17 protein-coding genes are annotated in these 17,678 nt (G+C 42.4%); all 17 read right to left on the reverse strand.

The window, feature by feature from the left end; genetic code table 11:
* Window positions 1-28 precede the first annotated feature (28 nt).
* Window positions 29-985 carry a DUF5688 family protein gene (locus G610_RS0106335; protein ID WP_026524127.1) on the reverse strand — a complete coding sequence of 319 codons (957 nt, stop codon included), beginning with the start codon at window positions 983-985 and terminating at the stop codon, window positions 29-31.
* A 108-nt stretch (window positions 986-1,093) separates the two neighbouring features.
* Complete coding sequence (gene efp / locus G610_RS0106340) at window positions 1,094-1,651, reverse strand: elongation factor P (protein ID WP_026497156.1); 558 nt, start codon at window positions 1,649-1,651, stop codon at window positions 1,094-1,096.
* 89 nt (window positions 1,652-1,740) lie between these two features.
* Window positions 1,741-2,181 carry a type II 3-dehydroquinate dehydratase gene (locus G610_RS0106345; RefSeq protein WP_026524128.1) on the reverse strand — a complete coding sequence of 147 codons (441 nt, stop codon included), beginning with the start codon at window positions 2,179-2,181 and terminating at the stop codon, window positions 1,741-1,743.
* Window positions 2,182-2,205: 24 nt separating this feature from the next.
* Window positions 2,206-3,594 carry a shikimate kinase gene (locus tag G610_RS0106350; RefSeq protein WP_051197730.1) on the reverse strand — a complete coding sequence of 463 codons (1,389 nt, stop codon included), beginning with the start codon at window positions 3,592-3,594 and terminating at the stop codon, window positions 2,206-2,208.
* Window positions 3,591-4,145: a YqeG family HAD IIIA-type phosphatase gene (locus tag G610_RS0106355; protein WP_026524130.1), complete on the reverse strand. Its 555-nt coding sequence runs from the start codon at window positions 4,143-4,145 to the stop codon at window positions 3,591-3,593. Before G610_RS0106355 ends, G610_RS0106350 begins: the two co-directional genes overlap by 4 nt.
* Before the next feature lie 73 nt (window positions 4,146-4,218).
* On the reverse strand, window positions 4,219-4,635 hold the full coding sequence (locus tag G610_RS0106360; RefSeq protein ID WP_026524131.1) for a hypothetical protein: 417 nt from the start codon (window positions 4,633-4,635) through the stop codon (window positions 4,219-4,221).
* A gap of 128 nt (window positions 4,636-4,763) precedes the next feature.
* Complete coding sequence (locus G610_RS0106365; RefSeq protein WP_026524132.1) at window positions 4,764-5,519, reverse strand: ABC transporter ATP-binding protein; 756 nt, start codon at window positions 5,517-5,519, stop codon at window positions 4,764-4,766.
* 23 nt (window positions 5,520-5,542) lie between these two features.
* On the reverse strand, window positions 5,543-6,337 hold the full coding sequence (locus G610_RS19955) for an ABC transporter ATP-binding protein (protein ID WP_051197732.1): 795 nt from the start codon (window positions 6,335-6,337) through the stop codon (window positions 5,543-5,545).
* A gap of 29 nt (window positions 6,338-6,366) precedes the next feature.
* A complete protein-coding gene (locus G610_RS0106375) occupies window positions 6,367-7,206 on the reverse strand; it encodes an ABC transporter permease (protein WP_051197734.1) in 840 nt (279 codons plus the stop codon).
* Window positions 7,206-8,150 (reverse strand): ABC transporter permease, encoded by a 945-nt coding sequence (locus G610_RS0106380; RefSeq protein WP_026524134.1) that lies wholly within the window; start codon window positions 8,148-8,150, stop codon window positions 7,206-7,208. Before G610_RS0106380 ends, G610_RS0106375 begins: the two co-directional genes overlap by 1 nt.
* A 55-nt stretch (window positions 8,151-8,205) precedes the next feature.
* Complete coding sequence (locus G610_RS0106385) at window positions 8,206-9,819, reverse strand: ABC transporter substrate-binding protein (RefSeq protein WP_051197736.1); 1,614 nt, start codon at window positions 9,817-9,819, stop codon at window positions 8,206-8,208.
* 116 nt (window positions 9,820-9,935) lie between these two features.
* Entirely contained in the window at window positions 9,936-10,448 is a 513-nt protein-coding gene (nrdR, locus tag G610_RS0106390; RefSeq protein WP_026524136.1) for a transcriptional regulator NrdR, read from the reverse strand.
* Between the two features lie 185 nt (window positions 10,449-10,633).
* Window positions 10,634-11,905 (reverse strand): cell division protein FtsZ, encoded by a 1,272-nt coding sequence (gene ftsZ / locus G610_RS0106395; protein ID WP_026524137.1) that lies wholly within the window; start codon window positions 11,903-11,905, stop codon window positions 10,634-10,636.
* Between the two features lie 76 nt (window positions 11,906-11,981).
* On the reverse strand, window positions 11,982-12,707 hold the full coding sequence (locus G610_RS0106400; RefSeq protein ID WP_242829621.1) for a cell division protein FtsQ/DivIB: 726 nt from the start codon (window positions 12,705-12,707) through the stop codon (window positions 11,982-11,984).
* 85 nt (window positions 12,708-12,792) lie between these two features.
* On the reverse strand, window positions 12,793-13,941 hold the full coding sequence (locus G610_RS0106405; RefSeq protein ID WP_026669164.1) for an FtsW/RodA/SpoVE family cell cycle protein: 1,149 nt from the start codon (window positions 13,939-13,941) through the stop codon (window positions 12,793-12,795).
* 18 nt (window positions 13,942-13,959) lie between these two features.
* The gene (gene murD / locus G610_RS0106410) at window positions 13,960-15,333 is read right to left on the reverse strand and encodes a UDP-N-acetylmuramoyl-L-alanine--D-glutamate ligase (RefSeq protein ID WP_026524140.1); all 1,374 of its coding nucleotides are present in this window, start codon (window positions 15,331-15,333) and stop codon (window positions 13,960-13,962) included.
* Window positions 15,334-15,349: 16 nt separating this feature from the next.
* Window positions 15,350-17,659, reverse strand: coding sequence for a penicillin-binding transpeptidase domain-containing protein (locus G610_RS19960; RefSeq protein ID WP_051197738.1), 2,310 nt, complete (start codon window positions 17,657-17,659; stop codon window positions 15,350-15,352).
* Window positions 17,660-17,678: the final 19 nt, after the last annotated feature.

Genomic DNA, 17,678 nt, shown 5'->3' on the forward strand with positions numbered 1-17,678 from the left:
AAATGTTACGGATTTATTACGTACCCGATTATAATACCATAGCCCCACTTGCTTGTTCAACCTTTTTCACATTATTTTCATCTTCCCTATCATAGTAATAGACGCTGTTTGAAAGAAAATCCTCATCCGGAACGCAGCTGTTATTTACCTCTCTGATCATGCTTCTGAGTTCCTCTATTCCGGGCGCAAATCTCTCCGGTAAAAGTATCATCTCATGGATGGAACTGGGGACAATATAGAAGTTACTGTTATACTTCTCTGCAACATCCCTGAGGAGTCCCGGATAGAGAATTACCGCTGAACCCTGAATCTTCCTGTTGTTGGTTGCAACAATAAATCCGTCATCCGGAAGGTGTGCCCAAAACTCATCATCACACTCATACTCATAACCGATCCTGGTATCTTCTGTGCCACTCTTTGCAAGCTTTGCACAGAACTCCCACATCGAATAGCATGCCGCAGGAAAAAGCCTTGGAGTATTGTCCATGGCTGCTTCATAGAGATCCTCCTCGGACACATCCCACATATCTGCATGCTCATTGGTGATAAGGACAGAGCCACTCTCTCCTGCAACTTCAAGTGACACCATATAGACCACGGCTATATCTCCCATCATGCGATGCGGCAATTCCTGAAGTCTCTCTGCATTCCTCTCTCCGGAAATAAGCTTAAAGCAAATCTTTGGAAGCACCTTTTCTATATCCTCAAAGAAGGAGACATCCACTTCTTTATCAACAAGATGTTCATTAAAAATACCAATCGCCGCATTGGCCATAGCCTCTACATTCTCATCACCCATATAGTTCTGATACAGATCATCCAAATATATTGTTGGAGCGCAGTTACTACCGTTCTTCCTTACGCAGAGGCCATACTTCTTAAGTCCGTTGTTCTTACACACTTCATGTGCAGAAACATCTGCGCTGTCACCATAATATGCGCTAATGCGCTCAAATACCTTTTCAAAAAATTCTTCTTTTTTCATACCTAAAATTCTCCTTTTTCTAAAAAATAACGACAAAAAAGGCAATGAAAAATCTAAATTCTTCATTGCCTTACAAGTCTATACATTATGTTTCAGAAAAACGGTAAATTAAACTCTGGAGAGATATTCTCCTGATCTTGTGTCGATCTTGATCACGTCACCCTCGTTAACGAAGAGAGGAACCTGAACAACAGCACCTGTCTCAACAGTAGCAGGCTTTGTAGCACCTGTAGCTGTATCGCCCTTGAAGCCGGGCTCTGTCTCAGTAATAGCGAGCTCTACGAAAAGCGGAGGCTCAACAGCGAATACGTTACCATTGTAAGAATGAATCTGAACTGTCTCATTCTCCTTAACATACTTCATTGAATCGCCAACCTGATCCTGTGTAAGAGAGATCTGCTCATAAGTCTCATTATCCATGAAGTTGAAAAGATCTCCATCAGCATAAAGATACTGCATATCCTTACGATCAATACGTGCAGCAGGGAACTTCTCAGTAGGACGGAAAGTTGTTTCCTTAACACCACCATTGATGATGTCCTTAAGCTTAGTTCTTACGAAAGCTGCTCCCTTACCGGGCTTAACATGCTGGAATTCGATTATCTGACATACATTACCATCTATTTCGATAGTCATACCGTTTCTGAAATCACTTGCAGAAATCATAAAAATCCTCCTAATAATTACAAATCAAACAACTACATAATATTATACTAATGTTTTCTTTTTTTCAATACCCTTTTTTCAAAGCTTTATCATTTTTTAATGATATCAGCTATATAATCCATGGCCATAAGATATCCGTCAAGTCCATGTCCATAAATCTGTTTATCGCAGGCAGGGGCTGTAACTGAATTAGCTCTGAAAGCCTCTCTGTTAGTAATATCTGATATATGAACTTCAACTTTTATGATGTTCTCAAGGCTCTTAAGGGCATCATGTATTGCATAGCTGTAATGTGTATATGCGCCGGGATTTATTACGATTCCGTCAGTGCCGTTAAAATATGCATCCTGAAGCTTATCTATAATAGCTCCCTCATGATTGGACTGCCAGCTCTCAACCTCAGCCCCAAGCTCGTTTGCCTTATCGCTTATCATCTTAAGCAGATAATCATAATCCTGATTTCCATAGACAGCTTTCTCTCTGATACCAAGGAAATTCAGATTTGGTCCGTTTATTACAAGTATCTTCATAAGTCGCATCTCCCCAAATGATATTTACAGAACAGTCTCTGCCACCTCTACCGCTACTCTTTTAATATTCTTCCCGTCGGTTGAAACTACAACATCCGCAGCGGATTCGTAGATCTCCCTCCTTGAATCAAGGAGTTCCCTGATCCTTGTAAGCTTATCATCAGTATTAAGAAGTGGTCTTGAGGTATCCCTCTTTACTCTTTTATATACTGTCTCAGGAGTAGCCTTCAGATAAACAACAGTGCCTATCTTTTTAAGAAACTCTCTGTTCTTTGCTCTTAAAGGGAGCCCTCCGCCCACAGCCAGCACCATATTTTTCCTGCCGGATTCTATGAGCTTTTCAAGATACCTGGTCTCTGTGTCCCTGAAGTATTCCTCACCTTCTGTGGCAAAAATTTCTTTAATCTTCCTGCCCTGTTCCTTCTCAATAGCTGCGTCGGAGTCGATTTTATCATAGCCAAAGAATTTTGATACAGCTCTTGAAACAGCACTTTTGCCGCTGCCCATAAAGCCCACAAGAATGATATTCTCGCCATTAAGCAGAGTCTTCAGAAGGGTTCTGTAAACCTCCTCGCAGTCCTTCTCGGAGATCTGAGTGTCATTCCAAAGCTCGTAGGCACAAATACCCTGATAAAGCAAAGTCCTTAGTCCTGTTATTACGTAGGATCCCGCTTCCTCACAGCAGCGAAGGAATTTGGTCTTAAAGGGTCTGTAAACCGCATCATATCCAACCTCGATCAGGCTGTAAAAATCAGGATCTTCAATGACAGCCTTATCAGAATCTGGCATAAGTCCTACTGATGTCATCTGAAAACAAATATATGTCCTGTCGGAAGGAAGCTTTTTATAATCTGAAAGCTCCATGGCTTTGCAAAGCTCTTTACCGGCAAAATCGTTCACATCACTGCACACCTTCTCTGCGTTTGCCAGGGTTCTGTTAAGAATAAACACCTCTTTAGCCCCCTCATTAGCACAAAGATATGCTGCAGGCTTACTGATGCCGCCTGCCCCAAGGATTATGACTGACTTATTCTTTAACTTAACCTTCTCATGTTCAAAGGATTTCTTGATGCCATAGTAATCGGTATTGTATCCCTTATAACCACTGCCGTCCTTTGTCCTGACCAGCGTATTAACAGCGCCGATTCTCTCAGCCACAGGATCGATATCAGAAAGGTATGGAATAACAGCGCTCTTATGGGGAACAGTCACATTAAGCCCCAAAATATCAAGGGCCAGCGCTCCCTTAACTGCATCTCCCACCTTATCGTTTTGAACCTCAAAAGGAACATATACCAGATCCGTTCCTGTTTTTGCCGCAAGAGTATTGTGAATATCCGGCGAAATTGTGTGATGAACAGGGTTACCTATAAGACCGCAAACCCTGGTGGTTCCCAAGATGTCTCTTCTCATTTTATCCTCCCACCGGTGCCCTGATGCTTTCTCCTCTTTTCAGCTCTCTTCTGTTTATGAAGATGAAGCTTGTAAAATACCAGGACCACAGCTTCTATTTTTCTCTTCAGAACTATCTGGATCTCTTCCTTCTTATCGATCTGGTTCACAAGATATGTGCGGATTCCCACTCTGTTAGCCCCCCACACATCTGTAAAAATCTGATCTCCCACAAAAAGTGTATTGGAAGGCTCCGTGTTCATGCGCTCCATAGCCCTCATGTAGCCCTTTTTCATAGGCTTATTGGCCTTGTAGATATACTTTGATTCCACATCATCAGCAAAAGAGCTTACTCTTGGCTCTTTGTTGTTGGATAAAAGCACAGTATCATAGCCTATCTGGTGGAGTCTCTTAAAAAACAGCACAGCTCTCTCATCAGCCGGTGCTCCGTGAGGAACCAGAGTGTTATCAATATCGAAAATAACTCCTCTGTAACCTTTTTCATAAAGTTCTTCAAATGGAATTTCAAAAGTTGAATCCGAGGTATCACTCGGGAATAGTAAATGTCTCATGGGACAAATTTTACAATATATGCATAAAAAAATCGAGCAGGAAGTTCAATCCTGCTCGAAAAAGTTTCTGAATTTATTTTCTTATAACTGTACCATCCTCATCGCTGAGAATAACGTCAGTGTTCTTACCTGTAGTCAAAGCTCCGTTTCCTACGAAGTACTGATACTCGTGAAGAACTGAATCCTTCTGCATCGTGGAAACTGCCTTTTTCATAACTCCTGACTGAATGCCCCCAATGTTGCCAAGTCCAACTAAAGAATTGTCTCTATTACCAAGTGTTATCTGAATATTATCAAGCGAAGAATTTCTACGCTGAGTTTTCTGTTCAGGCTCCTTCACAGCATCTGCAACAGGTTTCTTATCGCCCTGTTCAGGCTGATATGAAGGTGCATCATATCTTGGAGATCCAACATTCCCGGGGGAAGCTATTGATTTATCATAAGATGTATTCAGATATGCGTTTTCTACCTTATAACCGTCTAAACGCATGGCCCCCTCCTTTCTTCATACCATCATATTCTATCTTAAAACATGGTATGATTCAATAACTGACCCGCATCTATAAGCTATATCGGCAAGAATGTTTCAAAGCTTAATAGCTAAAATGAAATTTAACATCATTTTCTGATTCCGGCTGCTCGCAAAAGTTCTTTGGTGTACTCGGAAGAAGGATTTTTGTAGACACTTTTGGTCTCTCCGTACTCCTGAATAACTCCGCCTTTCATTACGGCAACGTGGTCACATATCTGGTAAATAACCCTAAGATCGTGAGATATGAAAAGAATGGTAATTCCCATATCTCTGTGAAGCTGTTGCAAAAGCTCAAGTATCTGGGCCTGGATCGTAACATCCAATGCAGAAACAGGCTCATCAGCCACCAGCACCTTGGGATTTCTCATAAGAGCAACTCCTATGCTGATACGCTGTCTCTGTCCGCCTGATAGCTGGGAAGGATATCTATCCAGCATATTCTCCGTAAGACCCACTGCCTTAATAATTTCCTTAACTCTTTTTTCACGCTCCTCTTTTGTCCATTTATACTTCTTATCGGATTTAAGAGGTTCCTCCAAAAGCCAGCCAATCTTCTTACTGGGATTAAGAGATGAATATGGATCCTGAAAAACCATCTGCGGATCAGAATATGTCTGACTCAGCACACCGTCATAAATCTTGTTCATGCCAACAATAGTCTTGGCAAGGGTAGATTTACCGCAGCCTGACTCACCGGCAAGTCCCAGTATCTCGCCCTCGTAAACATAAAGATCAACACCTTTTAATACATGATTCATTCTGTCCTTACTAAAGGGTGTCTTCTTATGATTTTTGTAATAAACATTCAGATTTCTTATCTGAATTACTCTTCTCTGTTCCATACTATTTCCTGTATACAAAAACCTCACAGATCAATCTGCGGTATTGCTGCTATAAGCTTCCTTGTATAACTCATTTTGGGAGCTCTGAATATCTCCTCAACATTTCCGGTCTCAACTATATTGCCGGACTGCATAACTATTACTCTCTGACAGAGCTGTCTGATAAGTGACAGATCGTGTGATATGAAAATAATAGCTGTTCCCTTTTCCCTGTTAAGCTTCCTGAGCAGATCGACTATCTGAGCCTGTATCGTCACATCAAGGGCTGTTGTAGGCTCATCGGCTATAAGTATTCTTGGCTCTGCTATCATTGCTGCTGCGATCATAACCCTCTGCCTCATACCGCCGGATAATTCATGGGGATACATGTCGTACACCTTCTCCGGCTCACGAAGGCCCACGGCATCCATCATCTCAATAGCTTTCTTTTTCCTGGTAGCCTTATCAATCTCCTTGTGATGGATTCTAAGGGATTCCTCAACCTGCCAGCCAATCTTCTTAACAGGATTAAGGGATGTCATAGGCTCCTGGAAAATAATGGAAATCTCATCTCCCTGATATGACCTTAATATCTTACGGTCACAGGTAAGAAGGTCATGTCCGTCAAACATGATTCTTCCGTTTTTGGTAAGGGCATGTCTCTTAAGAAGTCCTGCAATTGCAAGGGCGCTCATACTCTTACCTGATCCGGACTCACCAACTATACCGACGATCTCACCCTTTTCCAGCATGAGATCAAAGTCCTCAACCACAGTCTCAGGCTTATCATGATCATGAAACTCAATATGAAGATCTGTTACATCCAAAATAACTTCCATGTAAATGCTCCTAAATTTACAGGTCTGAATCAATAATTTGAGATTCTCTTAATTCCCTCACTGAGGAACGAAAAGCCCAAAACCATAATTACTATCACGACACCTATGCTGATAACATAGCTTGGTCTGTTGAAAAGATAACTCTGCGCATCCGAGAGCATATTTCCAAGGCTGGCATAAGGCGGCTGTGCTCCTATTCCAAGGAAACTGAGTCCCGCCTCAGCAAGTACCGCATTGTTGAAGCCGATCATAATAGATGACATAAGGACACCCACAGTGTTGGGCAATATATGTACAAAAATGATTCGAAGGTCTGATACGCCCTGAAGCCTTGCAACTTCTACATAATCCATGTTCTTACTTCTAAGGAATTCGCCCCTTACAATTCTTGCAAAGCTTGGAACAAAGGAAATACCAAGAGCCACAGCCACCTGATATGTACCTGTTCCAAAAAGGCTGACAAACACAAGAGACAACAAAATACTTGGGAAAGCCAGCATGGCATCAATGATTCGCATGCTGATCTCATCAAATATTCCGCCAAAATATCCCGTAAGAGCCCCAATGATAGTGCCAAGTCCGGCGCCGATAACAATGGTGGATGCCGCAATTGCAAGAGTCACTCTGCTTCCGTACATAACTCTGCTAAGAACATCTCTTCCCATGTGATCAGTTCCCATCCAATGCCTAAAGGAAAAGCCCTGAAGCTTGGAGGACGCATCCATCTTGGTGGGTGAATACGGCATATAAAAAATTCCTATTAAAACCATGAGCAGGATCACACCTGTAAATATGCATCCCAAAATCAGGTATGAATTCCTTTTGCCGGTGGCTTTGTTTTTTCTGAAAAGTGCTAAAAATCTTTTCATTACTCCTCCACCTCGATTCTGGGATCTATGATCCTGTAAATGATATCAACCAAAAGATTTATAACAAGAACCATTATCGCTATGCCCATTATAATGGCTTCGACAACGGGATAATCTCTATTGTTTATGGACGTGAGCAAAATCCTGCTGATTCCGGGAATACCAAAAACCTGCTCGATAACAATACTTCCCGCAACCATGTCTGCAAGAGCCATACCCATGAAAGTAACTACGGGAATCATGGCATTCTTAAGCACGTGGAGGTACAGCACCGCATTGGTTGTATTTCCTCTGCTGTAAGCAGTTCTTGTATAATCCTTGCCCGCTTCCTCAATAACCGAACCTCTGAGAAGCTTGGTTGCCATAGCAGCCTTAGGAAGAGCAATGGCAACCGCAGGAAGAATCAAATACTTAATAAATGCTCCAAAATCCTTTGTATATGAAACGAAACCGCCGGGCTTAAATACCCTCAATATAACTCCGAAAAAGAAGGTTATGAGAATACCTGAAAAGAAAGGCGGGATCGACATTATTATCTGATTTAATATTGAAATGATATGATCCATGATTCCGTTTTCATGCTTGGCAATATATATTCCAAGGGGAATTGAAATAAGAACCATGATTACGAATGACATAATCGCCAAAGTAAGAGTGATCGGTATCTTCTCAGCTATCATTCCTGCTACAGGAATCTTGTAATCATAAGAAGTACCCATGTCTCCCTGAATAAAAGAAGTAAACCATCTGAAATATCTCACAAGAAGCGGGTCGTTAAGTCCCATCTTCTCTCTGTACTGAGCTATAAGCTCCGGTGTAGCCTCTGTTCCGAACATTCTGGTTACAGGATCTCCGGGGATAAGGCTGAAAGCTAAAAACACGCACAGAGATACAACGAACAAAGTAAGCACCATGCTTAAAACCTTTTTCAATATATATCTCATATGCGTGTTCCTCTTTTTACAAAATTATTGAATCCCTGCTCTTATTAAGCAGTCATTACTGTGCAGGCTTGATCTTTGCAAAATCCTGCGCATAAAGCGGATAGAATGTATATCCTGTGTAATTCTTATTGAGAACTACGAATTCAGGAAGGTCCTGAATGTATACGTTTGCAGCCTTCTCGGAAAGGATCTTCTCACATTCCTTGTACTTAGCTGTCTTCTCAGCGTCATCAGTTGCCTTAACTGCTGCTGCAAGAGCTGCATCATAATCAGCATCGCTGAAGTTGATGAAGTTGTTATGTGCATCTGAACCATATCTGGAAAGAAGCGCATAAGCTGTAAGTGTAGAAGCATCAACACCTACTACTGTTGACTGGAAGTTACGGTTAGTATAAACATCATCAAGCCATGTATTCCATTCAACTTCCTGGATAGTAGCGTTTACACCGATCTCCTTGAACTGCTCAACAAGCACCTGTGCTGTGTCAACGTGCTGTGTGTAGTTGGAAGGAACAGTGATTGTGAAATCAAAGCCGTTAGGATATCCTGCTTCTGCAAGAAGCTCCTTAGCCTTAGCTATATCCTGGTTATATGTGTCGTTAAGACTCTCATCAAAGTACTTACCGAATGAAGGGAACATACTACTTCCGATCTCTGTACCCTTACCATCTGAAACAAAGTCCATGATTGTCTGAGGATCAATTGCATAGCAGAGAGCCTGACGTACCTGAACGTTGTTAAAGGGCTCCTTTGCATTGTTGAGGTAAAGAGCCTGAACCAGGTTCATGGTTCCTTCGTAAACATCAAACTTATCGGAAAGCTGTGAAACCTGAGCACTTGTTACACGTGCGTACATATCAAGTGAGCCGCCTTCTAACTCCATTACGATTGAATCTGAGTTAGCTACAACCTTGAGAGTGATATCCTTGATGTAAGCTGCATCACCCCAGTAATCATCAAACTTTGTGAGAATGACATTCTCCTGAGGAGAACGGGATACAAACTTGTAAGGGCCTGTTCCGATAGGATTACCCTCAGGATCCTCATTAGATGCAGGTATGATAGATACTATCATATATGCAAGGAACTCTGTGTTTGCTTCCTTAAGTGTCAGTACAATAGTGGACTCATCCGGTGTCTCAACGCTTTCAATATTAGAAAAAGCCGATATCAACGGATCACTTCCATCGGTACCGGCATTACGCTCAATCGAATATTTTACATCCTCTACCGTAACCGTGGATCCATCATGGAACTTAACTCCATCTCTCAGTGTGAAAGTGTAAGTCTTTCCATCATCTGAAATTGTGTAGTCACTGGCTATGGCAGGCTGAAGATTACCATCTGCATCGGGCTTTACCAGTCCTTCATAAACATTGAACAGTATCTCTCTGGTTCCCGCTGATTTTGCAAGATGCGGGTCCATACTGTCAATATCCTGAGGAATACCGATAGTAATCTGTGAAAGATCTTCCGCTGATACAGTGCCATCTTCGCTACCTGCTTCACCGTTCACCTCTGAACTGGCATCTGCAGTCTGTCCATTCGCATCTGTACTGGAATCGTCTGCCTTTTTACTTGAGCATCCGCCCAATGTAAGAGTCAGTGTCGTCAACACAACTAAGAGAATAGAAAGGCCTCTTTTCCTCTCAATCTTTTTCTTCATCATGTTACAATCCTTCTTTCTGTATTAAATTTTTCCGAGTATTCAGGCACCTGGTTTAAGCACCTTTTACCCACGCCTATAAACTATACGGAAAGATAGGTCACGTGTCAAGGGCACTATTATTCTTTTTTAAGAAGCGGTGTGCTTTTATCAGTTGCGTCAGTGATAACGCCTTCCTCTTCCTTCTCAAGAACAATCTTGAGCTCATCCATGAAGGTGTTAACATCCTTGAACTCACGATAAACAGATGCAAATCTTACATAAGCAACAGGATCGAGATTCTTCATCTTTTCCATGCAAAGCTCACCGATAATACGGCTGGGTATCTCCTTCTGTTCAAGGTTAAATACTTCTGTCTCAACAGCATCAACAATCTGGGTAATCTGTTCAGCACTGACAGGTCTCTTATGGCAAGCTCTCAAAACACCGGCCTCAATCTTGGCACGATTATAAGGCTCGCGGTTATTATCCTTCTTGATAACAATAAGAGGAATAGTCTCGACCTTCTCATAGGTGGTAAATCTCTTACCACATGAATCGCAGACACGTCTGCGTCTGATGGAAGTATTCTCATCAGCAGGTCTGGAATCAATTACCCGAGTGTTGTCTTTACCGCAAAAGGGACATTTCATAACACTAACCTTTCTGTGTATTGCACACAACCAATGTCAATATTTGGGGCTCGCAAAATTTACCCACACAAGTTATTGTAACACCATTTTTCGTAATAATCCACACAAAATATCATGCAGAAAGGTGTAAAAAAGAACAACTGCAGGTTTGCAGTTGTTCTTATATATTCATTAAACACTATCTATTATTTCTTCTGTAAGAAATCCGGAATTGTAAGACTTCTGGGAGCTACACTGCTGCGTACCTCAGGTGTAGATCTAAGACCTGATGTAGGCTTAGCTGCCTGCTGAGTAGGTGCCGGTGTAGGAGCAGTCTTGGGTGCTGTCACTTCCTGAGCTGTATGAGCATTCTCAAGAGTACTGATTGTGGGCTGCACAGTTGTCTGAGGAGTTACCGTCTGAGCTGTGGGCTGCTGTGCTGCTGTCTGTGCAGGAGCTGCCTGTGTAGCTGTAGGCTGAGCTGCTCCCTGAGGACGAGTTGTAACCTTGGGTAAAGGTCCGTTGTTCTTATCCTCGATACCTGTAGCGATAACAGTTACGTTACAGGAATCAGACATAGTCTCATCATACATAGCACCGAAGATGATATTAGCATCATCACCTGCAAGATTACGGATGTAATCAGCTGCAATGGAACCATCCATAAGAGAGATATCACCGGATACATTGATGATAACATTGGACGCACCATTGATCTTGGTCTCAAGAAGAGGTGACTCAACTGCCATCTTAACAGCGTCTGTAGCCTTGTCATCACCCTTACCGGATCCGATACCGATATGAGCAATACCCTTATCCTTCATGACTGTCTGTACGTCAGCGAAATCAAGGTTGATTGCTGCAGGAACATTGATAAGATCAGTGATTCCCTGAACAGCCTGCTGAAGTACTTCGTCAGCCTTCTTAAGAGCATCAGGCATAGTAGTACGTCTGTCTACAATCTGAAGTAACTTATCGTTGGGAATAACGATAAGAGTATCAACATTATTCTTGATGGTATTGATACCATTAAGTGCGTTCTGCATACGAACTCTTGCCTCGAAAGCAAAAGGCTTCGTTACTACACCTACAGTAAGAATACCCATATCCTTTGCAAGCTTGGCAACAACAGGAGCTGCACCGGTACCGGTACCGCCACCCATACCACAGGTAACGAATACCATGTCTGCTCCCTTAAGAGCTTCGGTAATCTCCTCCTGACTCTCTTCAGCTGCTTTCTGACCGATTTCAGGCTTGGCTCCCGCACCAAGGCCCTTGGTCAACTTCTCTCCGATCTGCAAAAGCTTAGGTGCTTTGCAAAGCTGAAGCGCCTGCTTATCTGTATTAATTCCGATAAATTCTACACCGGAAATACTTTCTTCCACCATTCTGTTAACAGCGTTATTTCCTGCACCGCCAACCCCAACAACTATGATCTTGGCACCGGATTCTGCCTCGTTTGACTTTATTTCAAGCAAGATAGTGCTCCTCCTTCATAACTAAAACTCCTAAACTATATTATAATTTTTTTAGAAATTTTACAACATAGAATTTTTATTTTTTCTCCTCAAAAGTTATGTTCTGAGTATTTGCATCGTAATCTGACATTTCCAATATGCCGCTTTTCCCTTCAAGTTTCGGCAAAATGTACTGTAACTGTATGATTTTTTCATCAATATTTTCATTAGTTCCCAGGCTTACCTCTACAGAGCCGAAATAGATGTAAATGTGAAATTCACTGTCAAAAAATATTTTGTCGGCATCCAGATTGTATTTGGTCAAAACCTGTGTAACATCGAGAATTTCTGCAAAAATATTGTCATCTGCAACGGGAAGCTTCTCATGGAGCACCACGTAGTCAAAATCGAGGCCCAAAACCAGCGGAACGCCTTCTGAAGGCTCACTGGAGGTCTCAACCACTATTCCGTCCCTGTCAAAATAAATATATCTGTCGAGATACTTAACATAACCCGCAACAGCCTTCTCATACACATTTATCTTGATGGTGTCAGGTGAAACGACCTCAACATCCATTTTTTCAACAAAAGGGATACCTGTAATGGCTTTATCCCTGTATTTAAAGGACAGGTAGATGGAGTTATGACCAAATCTGCCATCCATGACCATATCCATTATTTCCTGGTCGGTATAATGCGTATTTCCGTCAACATATGTATTTACAACCGTATAATTTTTATAAATATATATGGCGGCAGACAAAATCGCTATCAGAAGAATAATGGCAAAAGCGCCAAGAATGAAAAGACTTTTGTGTAACATAAACAGCTCCCCAAAGCTCATTCGGGGAGCCTTTTCCCTATATCTTTTTACACGCCTTCGTCTTTTTACCATCTTTTTGTTCTACTCAAAGTTCAATATTTCTCGCCACGTTAAACACTATTCCTATTTCGACCAGCAAAAATACCGTCGCACTACCACCATAACTGATGAAAGGCAGAGTAATACCCGTGTTGGGAATAGTATTGGTCACAACCGCCACATTCAGGATAACCTGCAGCGCGATATGACCTATTACGCCTATAACAAGGAGAGCCCCGTACATATCCGGTGCATTATTGGCTACAATGACCATTCTCCATATAAGCAGCGCAAACATGAAAAGAACCGCAATGGCGCCTAAAAGCCCCAATTCTTCGCATATAATAGAGAATATCATATCATTTTGAGCTTCAGGAATAAAGCCCAGCTTCTGCATACTTTCCCCCAGGCCTTTTCCAAAAATTCCGCCGGAGCCGATGGCATAAAGAGCCTGAAGGGTCTGATACCCCTTATCGTTTACATAGGCTTCCGGATCAAGCCATGCAAGAATTCGCACAAATCTGAAGTTTAGTTCACTGTTATATCCGGCCTTGGCAATGGCGAATACGATTATCGCCGCAAGGCCTACCGCTCCCGTAGCAATCAGGATAAATCGTCGATATCCCGGAGTTGAAACAAAGAGCATCAAAAACGTAATTCCGTAAATTATTATGGCTGAACTTAGATTCTCAGTTATCTGCCACACCATAATACTGATTGGAGCAGGGATCAAAAACGTGGTCCAAAAGCCTCTGGTCGTGGCTATTTTCCTGTTGGCTGCAGCGATAAACGAAGCCATAACGATGATCATACACAGCTTAGCAACCTCTGCGGGCTGAATACCCAAAGGTCCGAATCTGAGCCATCTCCTGGCACCGTTTACCTCTTTTCCAAGACTTGTTTTTACAAGAAGTACCATAACCGCTGCAAATGCATACATAAAAACCGCAAACTTTTTGTAAATACGATATGGAACTCTTGAAACAACAGCCATTACACCTATTCCGAATATGGTAAAGCCTAGCTGTTTCTTGAAATAGTACGCCGAATCATGATAATCGATCGACGCTTCGTATGAACTTGTTGAATATAGCATGATCAGACCAAAAGCAAGCAGAAACAGTACGATAAATATCATACTGTAATCTACGTACAGCTCTCTCTTTGGTCTGTCGATGGTTCTGGCTGCCTGCATAAATCTCCCCTCAAAGGTTTATTTAAGGCTATTTACATAGTCTTTGAACTGTTTACCTCTCACTTCATAACTGGGGAACATATCCCAGCTTGCACATGCGGGCGAAAGTAAAACCGCATCTCCCGAAACAGCATTATCGCTGCAATATTTAAGCGCTTCCTTAAAAGAATTCATGAAAACATAGTCATGGAAACCGTTTTTATCGGCACACTGCGCTATCTTCTCCTTTGTTGCTCCGATAAGAACAAGCTTTTTCACTTTTCCGTCAAAAGCATTTATCCATTCATCATACTCGCTGCCCTTGTCGTAGCCTCCTCCGATAAGGTATGTGGGTCTGCACATTGCCTTGATACCCTGGATGGCAGCATCGGGATTTGTACCCTTGGAATCATTGTAGTAGGTCACACCGTTCTTGGTTGCCACAAACTCGATTCTGTGCTCAACCGCCTTGAAATCATGGACCGCCTTAAGAATCGTCTCCATAGGCACGCCCATGGCTCTGCCCATAGCGATAGCCGCCATGACATTCTCATAATTGCAGGTGCCCACAAGATTCATGTCATGAACATTCATAACAAAGGTTGAACTTCCGTTTTCTGCATACATGATCTCGTCATCCGCAAGATAATAGCCATTTTCAAGCTTTGATGCAGATGAGAAAAATACAACCTTAGCAGGACATCTGTCTGCAAAAGCCCTTGTATATTCGTTATCATAATTAAGGACACAGGTGTCCTCTTTTGTCTGATTATTGGTAATATTCTCCTTCATGGATGCATAGCATTCCATGGTGTGATGTCTGTTCAAATGATCCGGTGTGATGTTGAGAATCGCAGAAACGGATGCATGGAAATTCTCAACAGCTTCAAGCTGGAAGCTGCTTATCTCGCCTATTGATACTGTGTCGTCTGTCATCTCAAGAGCACGCTCTGCATAGGAATATCCAATATTTCCAACCACATAAGTGGATGCAAAATGAGCAGCCATTATCTCGCCCACAAGTGTTGTTGTGGTGGTTTTTCCATTTGTTCCTGTGATCGCAATCATTCTGCCCTTTGCAAAATTGTAAGCAAGTTCGATCTCGCTCCATACCGGGATTCCTGCTTCTTTAAGTCTGAGCATTATAGGTGAGTCCATGGGTACAGCAGGGCTTGGTACCACAAGAACGATTTCCTTTATTTTTTCATCGGGAAGCTGACCGATTATTATCTCCGGCTCTTCTCCGGTGTATCCCTCAAGCTTTGTCCTTACTTCTCTCTCATATACCTTGGTATTTTCATCAAGGATAACAGGAACAGCTCCGGCTTTTCCAAGAAGCTTCGCGCTTCCGATACCCGAAATACCTGTTCCGATTATAAGTACCTTGTTACCTTTTAAATCCTGTGCTTTCATAACAATATTTCCCCTTTTACTCACCAAAATCAGGAAGCGGATCTCCGCCGATCATATGTCCGTCTTCCGGATCTATAAATCCGCCTGTTTCCGGGTCAATATAATACCCCGTTTCTGGATCCATTTCAAATGACTTCCAAATAGGTTCCTTGTTTTCATCCTCGGCTTCGCCTGCATTTTCAGGTTTTTCTTCGCCCTCAGGAATTTTTTCCCAGATTCCGTCGCCGCCATCGGCATCATCACCTTCTACTGTGCCTTCTTCGCCTTCGGCATTCTCGCCTGTAGCCTCTTCTGCACCTTCAGCAGCTTCGCCTTCTTCGCCGTCTTCGGATTCCACAACCTCTGCTTCCTGGGCAGCACTCATCATGATTTCTTTTTCTCTGAGTGCTTCAAGCTCTGCCTGCTCTTCCTCTGTAACAGGTTCTGTCATAGGGAAGTTAAGGTAAGGAAGCGCTTCTGTAAGGACCGCTCTTACTATTCTTGTAGCAAACTTTGCATCGTCCTGCTCAACTGTATTTGGTCTGTCTACTACAACATAGATTGCAATCTGAGGATCATTTGCAGGAGCATAGCCCATGAAAGAAACGACATACTGTCTGTTTCCACGGGGTACTGTCTGAGCGGTTCCTGTTTTGCCACCGATCATATATCCTGCAGGTCTTGCAGTTTTACCTGTACCTTCATCCCCGGCTACAACCTGGTTACAATACTCAATTATTTTATCTGAGGTAGACTCAGAAACTGTCTGTCTTAAGATTCTTGGCTCGATGCTCTTAACAGTAGCACCGGATGAATTCTGAATTTTGCTTACAATGTGAGGCTCGTAAAAATTGCCGCCATTTACAAGTGAGCTGAAAGCAGAGATCATCTCGATCATATCGACGTTAAAGCCCTGTCCGAAGGTACCTGTTGCCAGTTCTGTGGATCCCATGTTTTCAGCCGTGTAGGTAAGGCCTTCTGTTCTGGCCTCTCCCGCAAGATCAATGTTTGTCTTAAGACCGAAGCCAAACTGCTTCTGGAATTTACAGAAAGTATCCTGGCCGATAACCTGACCGATTTTCATCATGGCAACGTTACAGGAAATCTCTATACCTCTTTCAACAGAAACAGCGCCGTCACCGTATCTGTTGTGGCAGTGGATTTTGTATCCGCCGATTTCGAGATAACCGTTACAGTCATATACTTCATTACCTGTTATTTTGCCTGCTTCAAGTCCTGTTGCCACAGTAAAAGGCTTTGCTACAGAACCGGGCTCATAAGTATCGGAAATACAGAAATTCCTCCATAGAGCGTTGAGGTTCCACATTTTCTCCTCATCGCTCATTTCATCAAGCATTTCCTGAGTGATGTACACACCGGAATCATATATACTTTCTCCGGCAACTTTGTTTCCGTTTTCATCAACTCGCGGCATACCGATAAGATTATCTGTATTCTTGGTATCATTCAGATCAAAAGTAGGATAGCTGGCCATAGCAAGGATATCTCCTGTATGGATATCCATCATGATACAGCCTACATTATTTGCAGCGTTTCCTTCACGGGCACTGTCTTTATATGTCTCGTTGAACTCACGAAGATGCTTCTCAACTATGGACTGGAGATTGCCATCAATTGTGGAAACTATGGTGTTTCCGTCAATTGCAGGAATTGTTGTTCTCTCAAGGTTGGAATCCTCGTCAAGATAGCCGTAAATTCTGCCGTTTGATCCGCTAAGCTCATCGTTGTAATATTCTTCAAGTCCGAAAATTCCGTTGTTATCGCTTGTGGTGAAGCCTACAACATCGGCTGCCATTGAGCCGTTTGGATATTTTCTGATGTAGTTTTCTTCAAACCACACACCCTGGATAAGCTTATTATAGTTATCAGTACCGTAGGTTATCATGGACTGAAATTCACTGATCTCATCATAAGAAAGCTGCTTGGCCAGTGTGTAATACTGGGATGAAGGATTATCCTTGATGTACTGTCTAAGCTCACCCTCATCAAAGCCAAAATGTGAAACCAGCGCTTCAACTGTAGGTTCTAAGAACTTTTCATCAGAAAGAATGATCTTGGCATCCAGGATTACGTTGTAAACCTTCTCACTGTAAGCAAGAACCGTTCCGTTTGCATCCACAATCTCGCCTCTTCTGAAGGGAATTGTTGATGAGTCATATTTTTGCTGGGATAAAACCTGCTTTTCATATTCTTTCCCGTTATCTCTGGTTATAACAAAAAGCCTGACTCCAAGCAGTACAAAAGCTAGCAGTACAATTGCAAAAAGTACTGCCAGCTTCTTTTTCATTGCCAATGTGAATTTTTGGGTGTTCTTTTTCTTACTCATAACTTACTTCCGGGCATTC

Origin of the sequence: Butyrivibrio sp. MB2005 (genome assembly GCF_000424285.1) — a bacterium.
Taxonomy (GTDB): Bacteria; Bacillota; Clostridia; order Lachnospirales; family Lachnospiraceae; genus Butyrivibrio.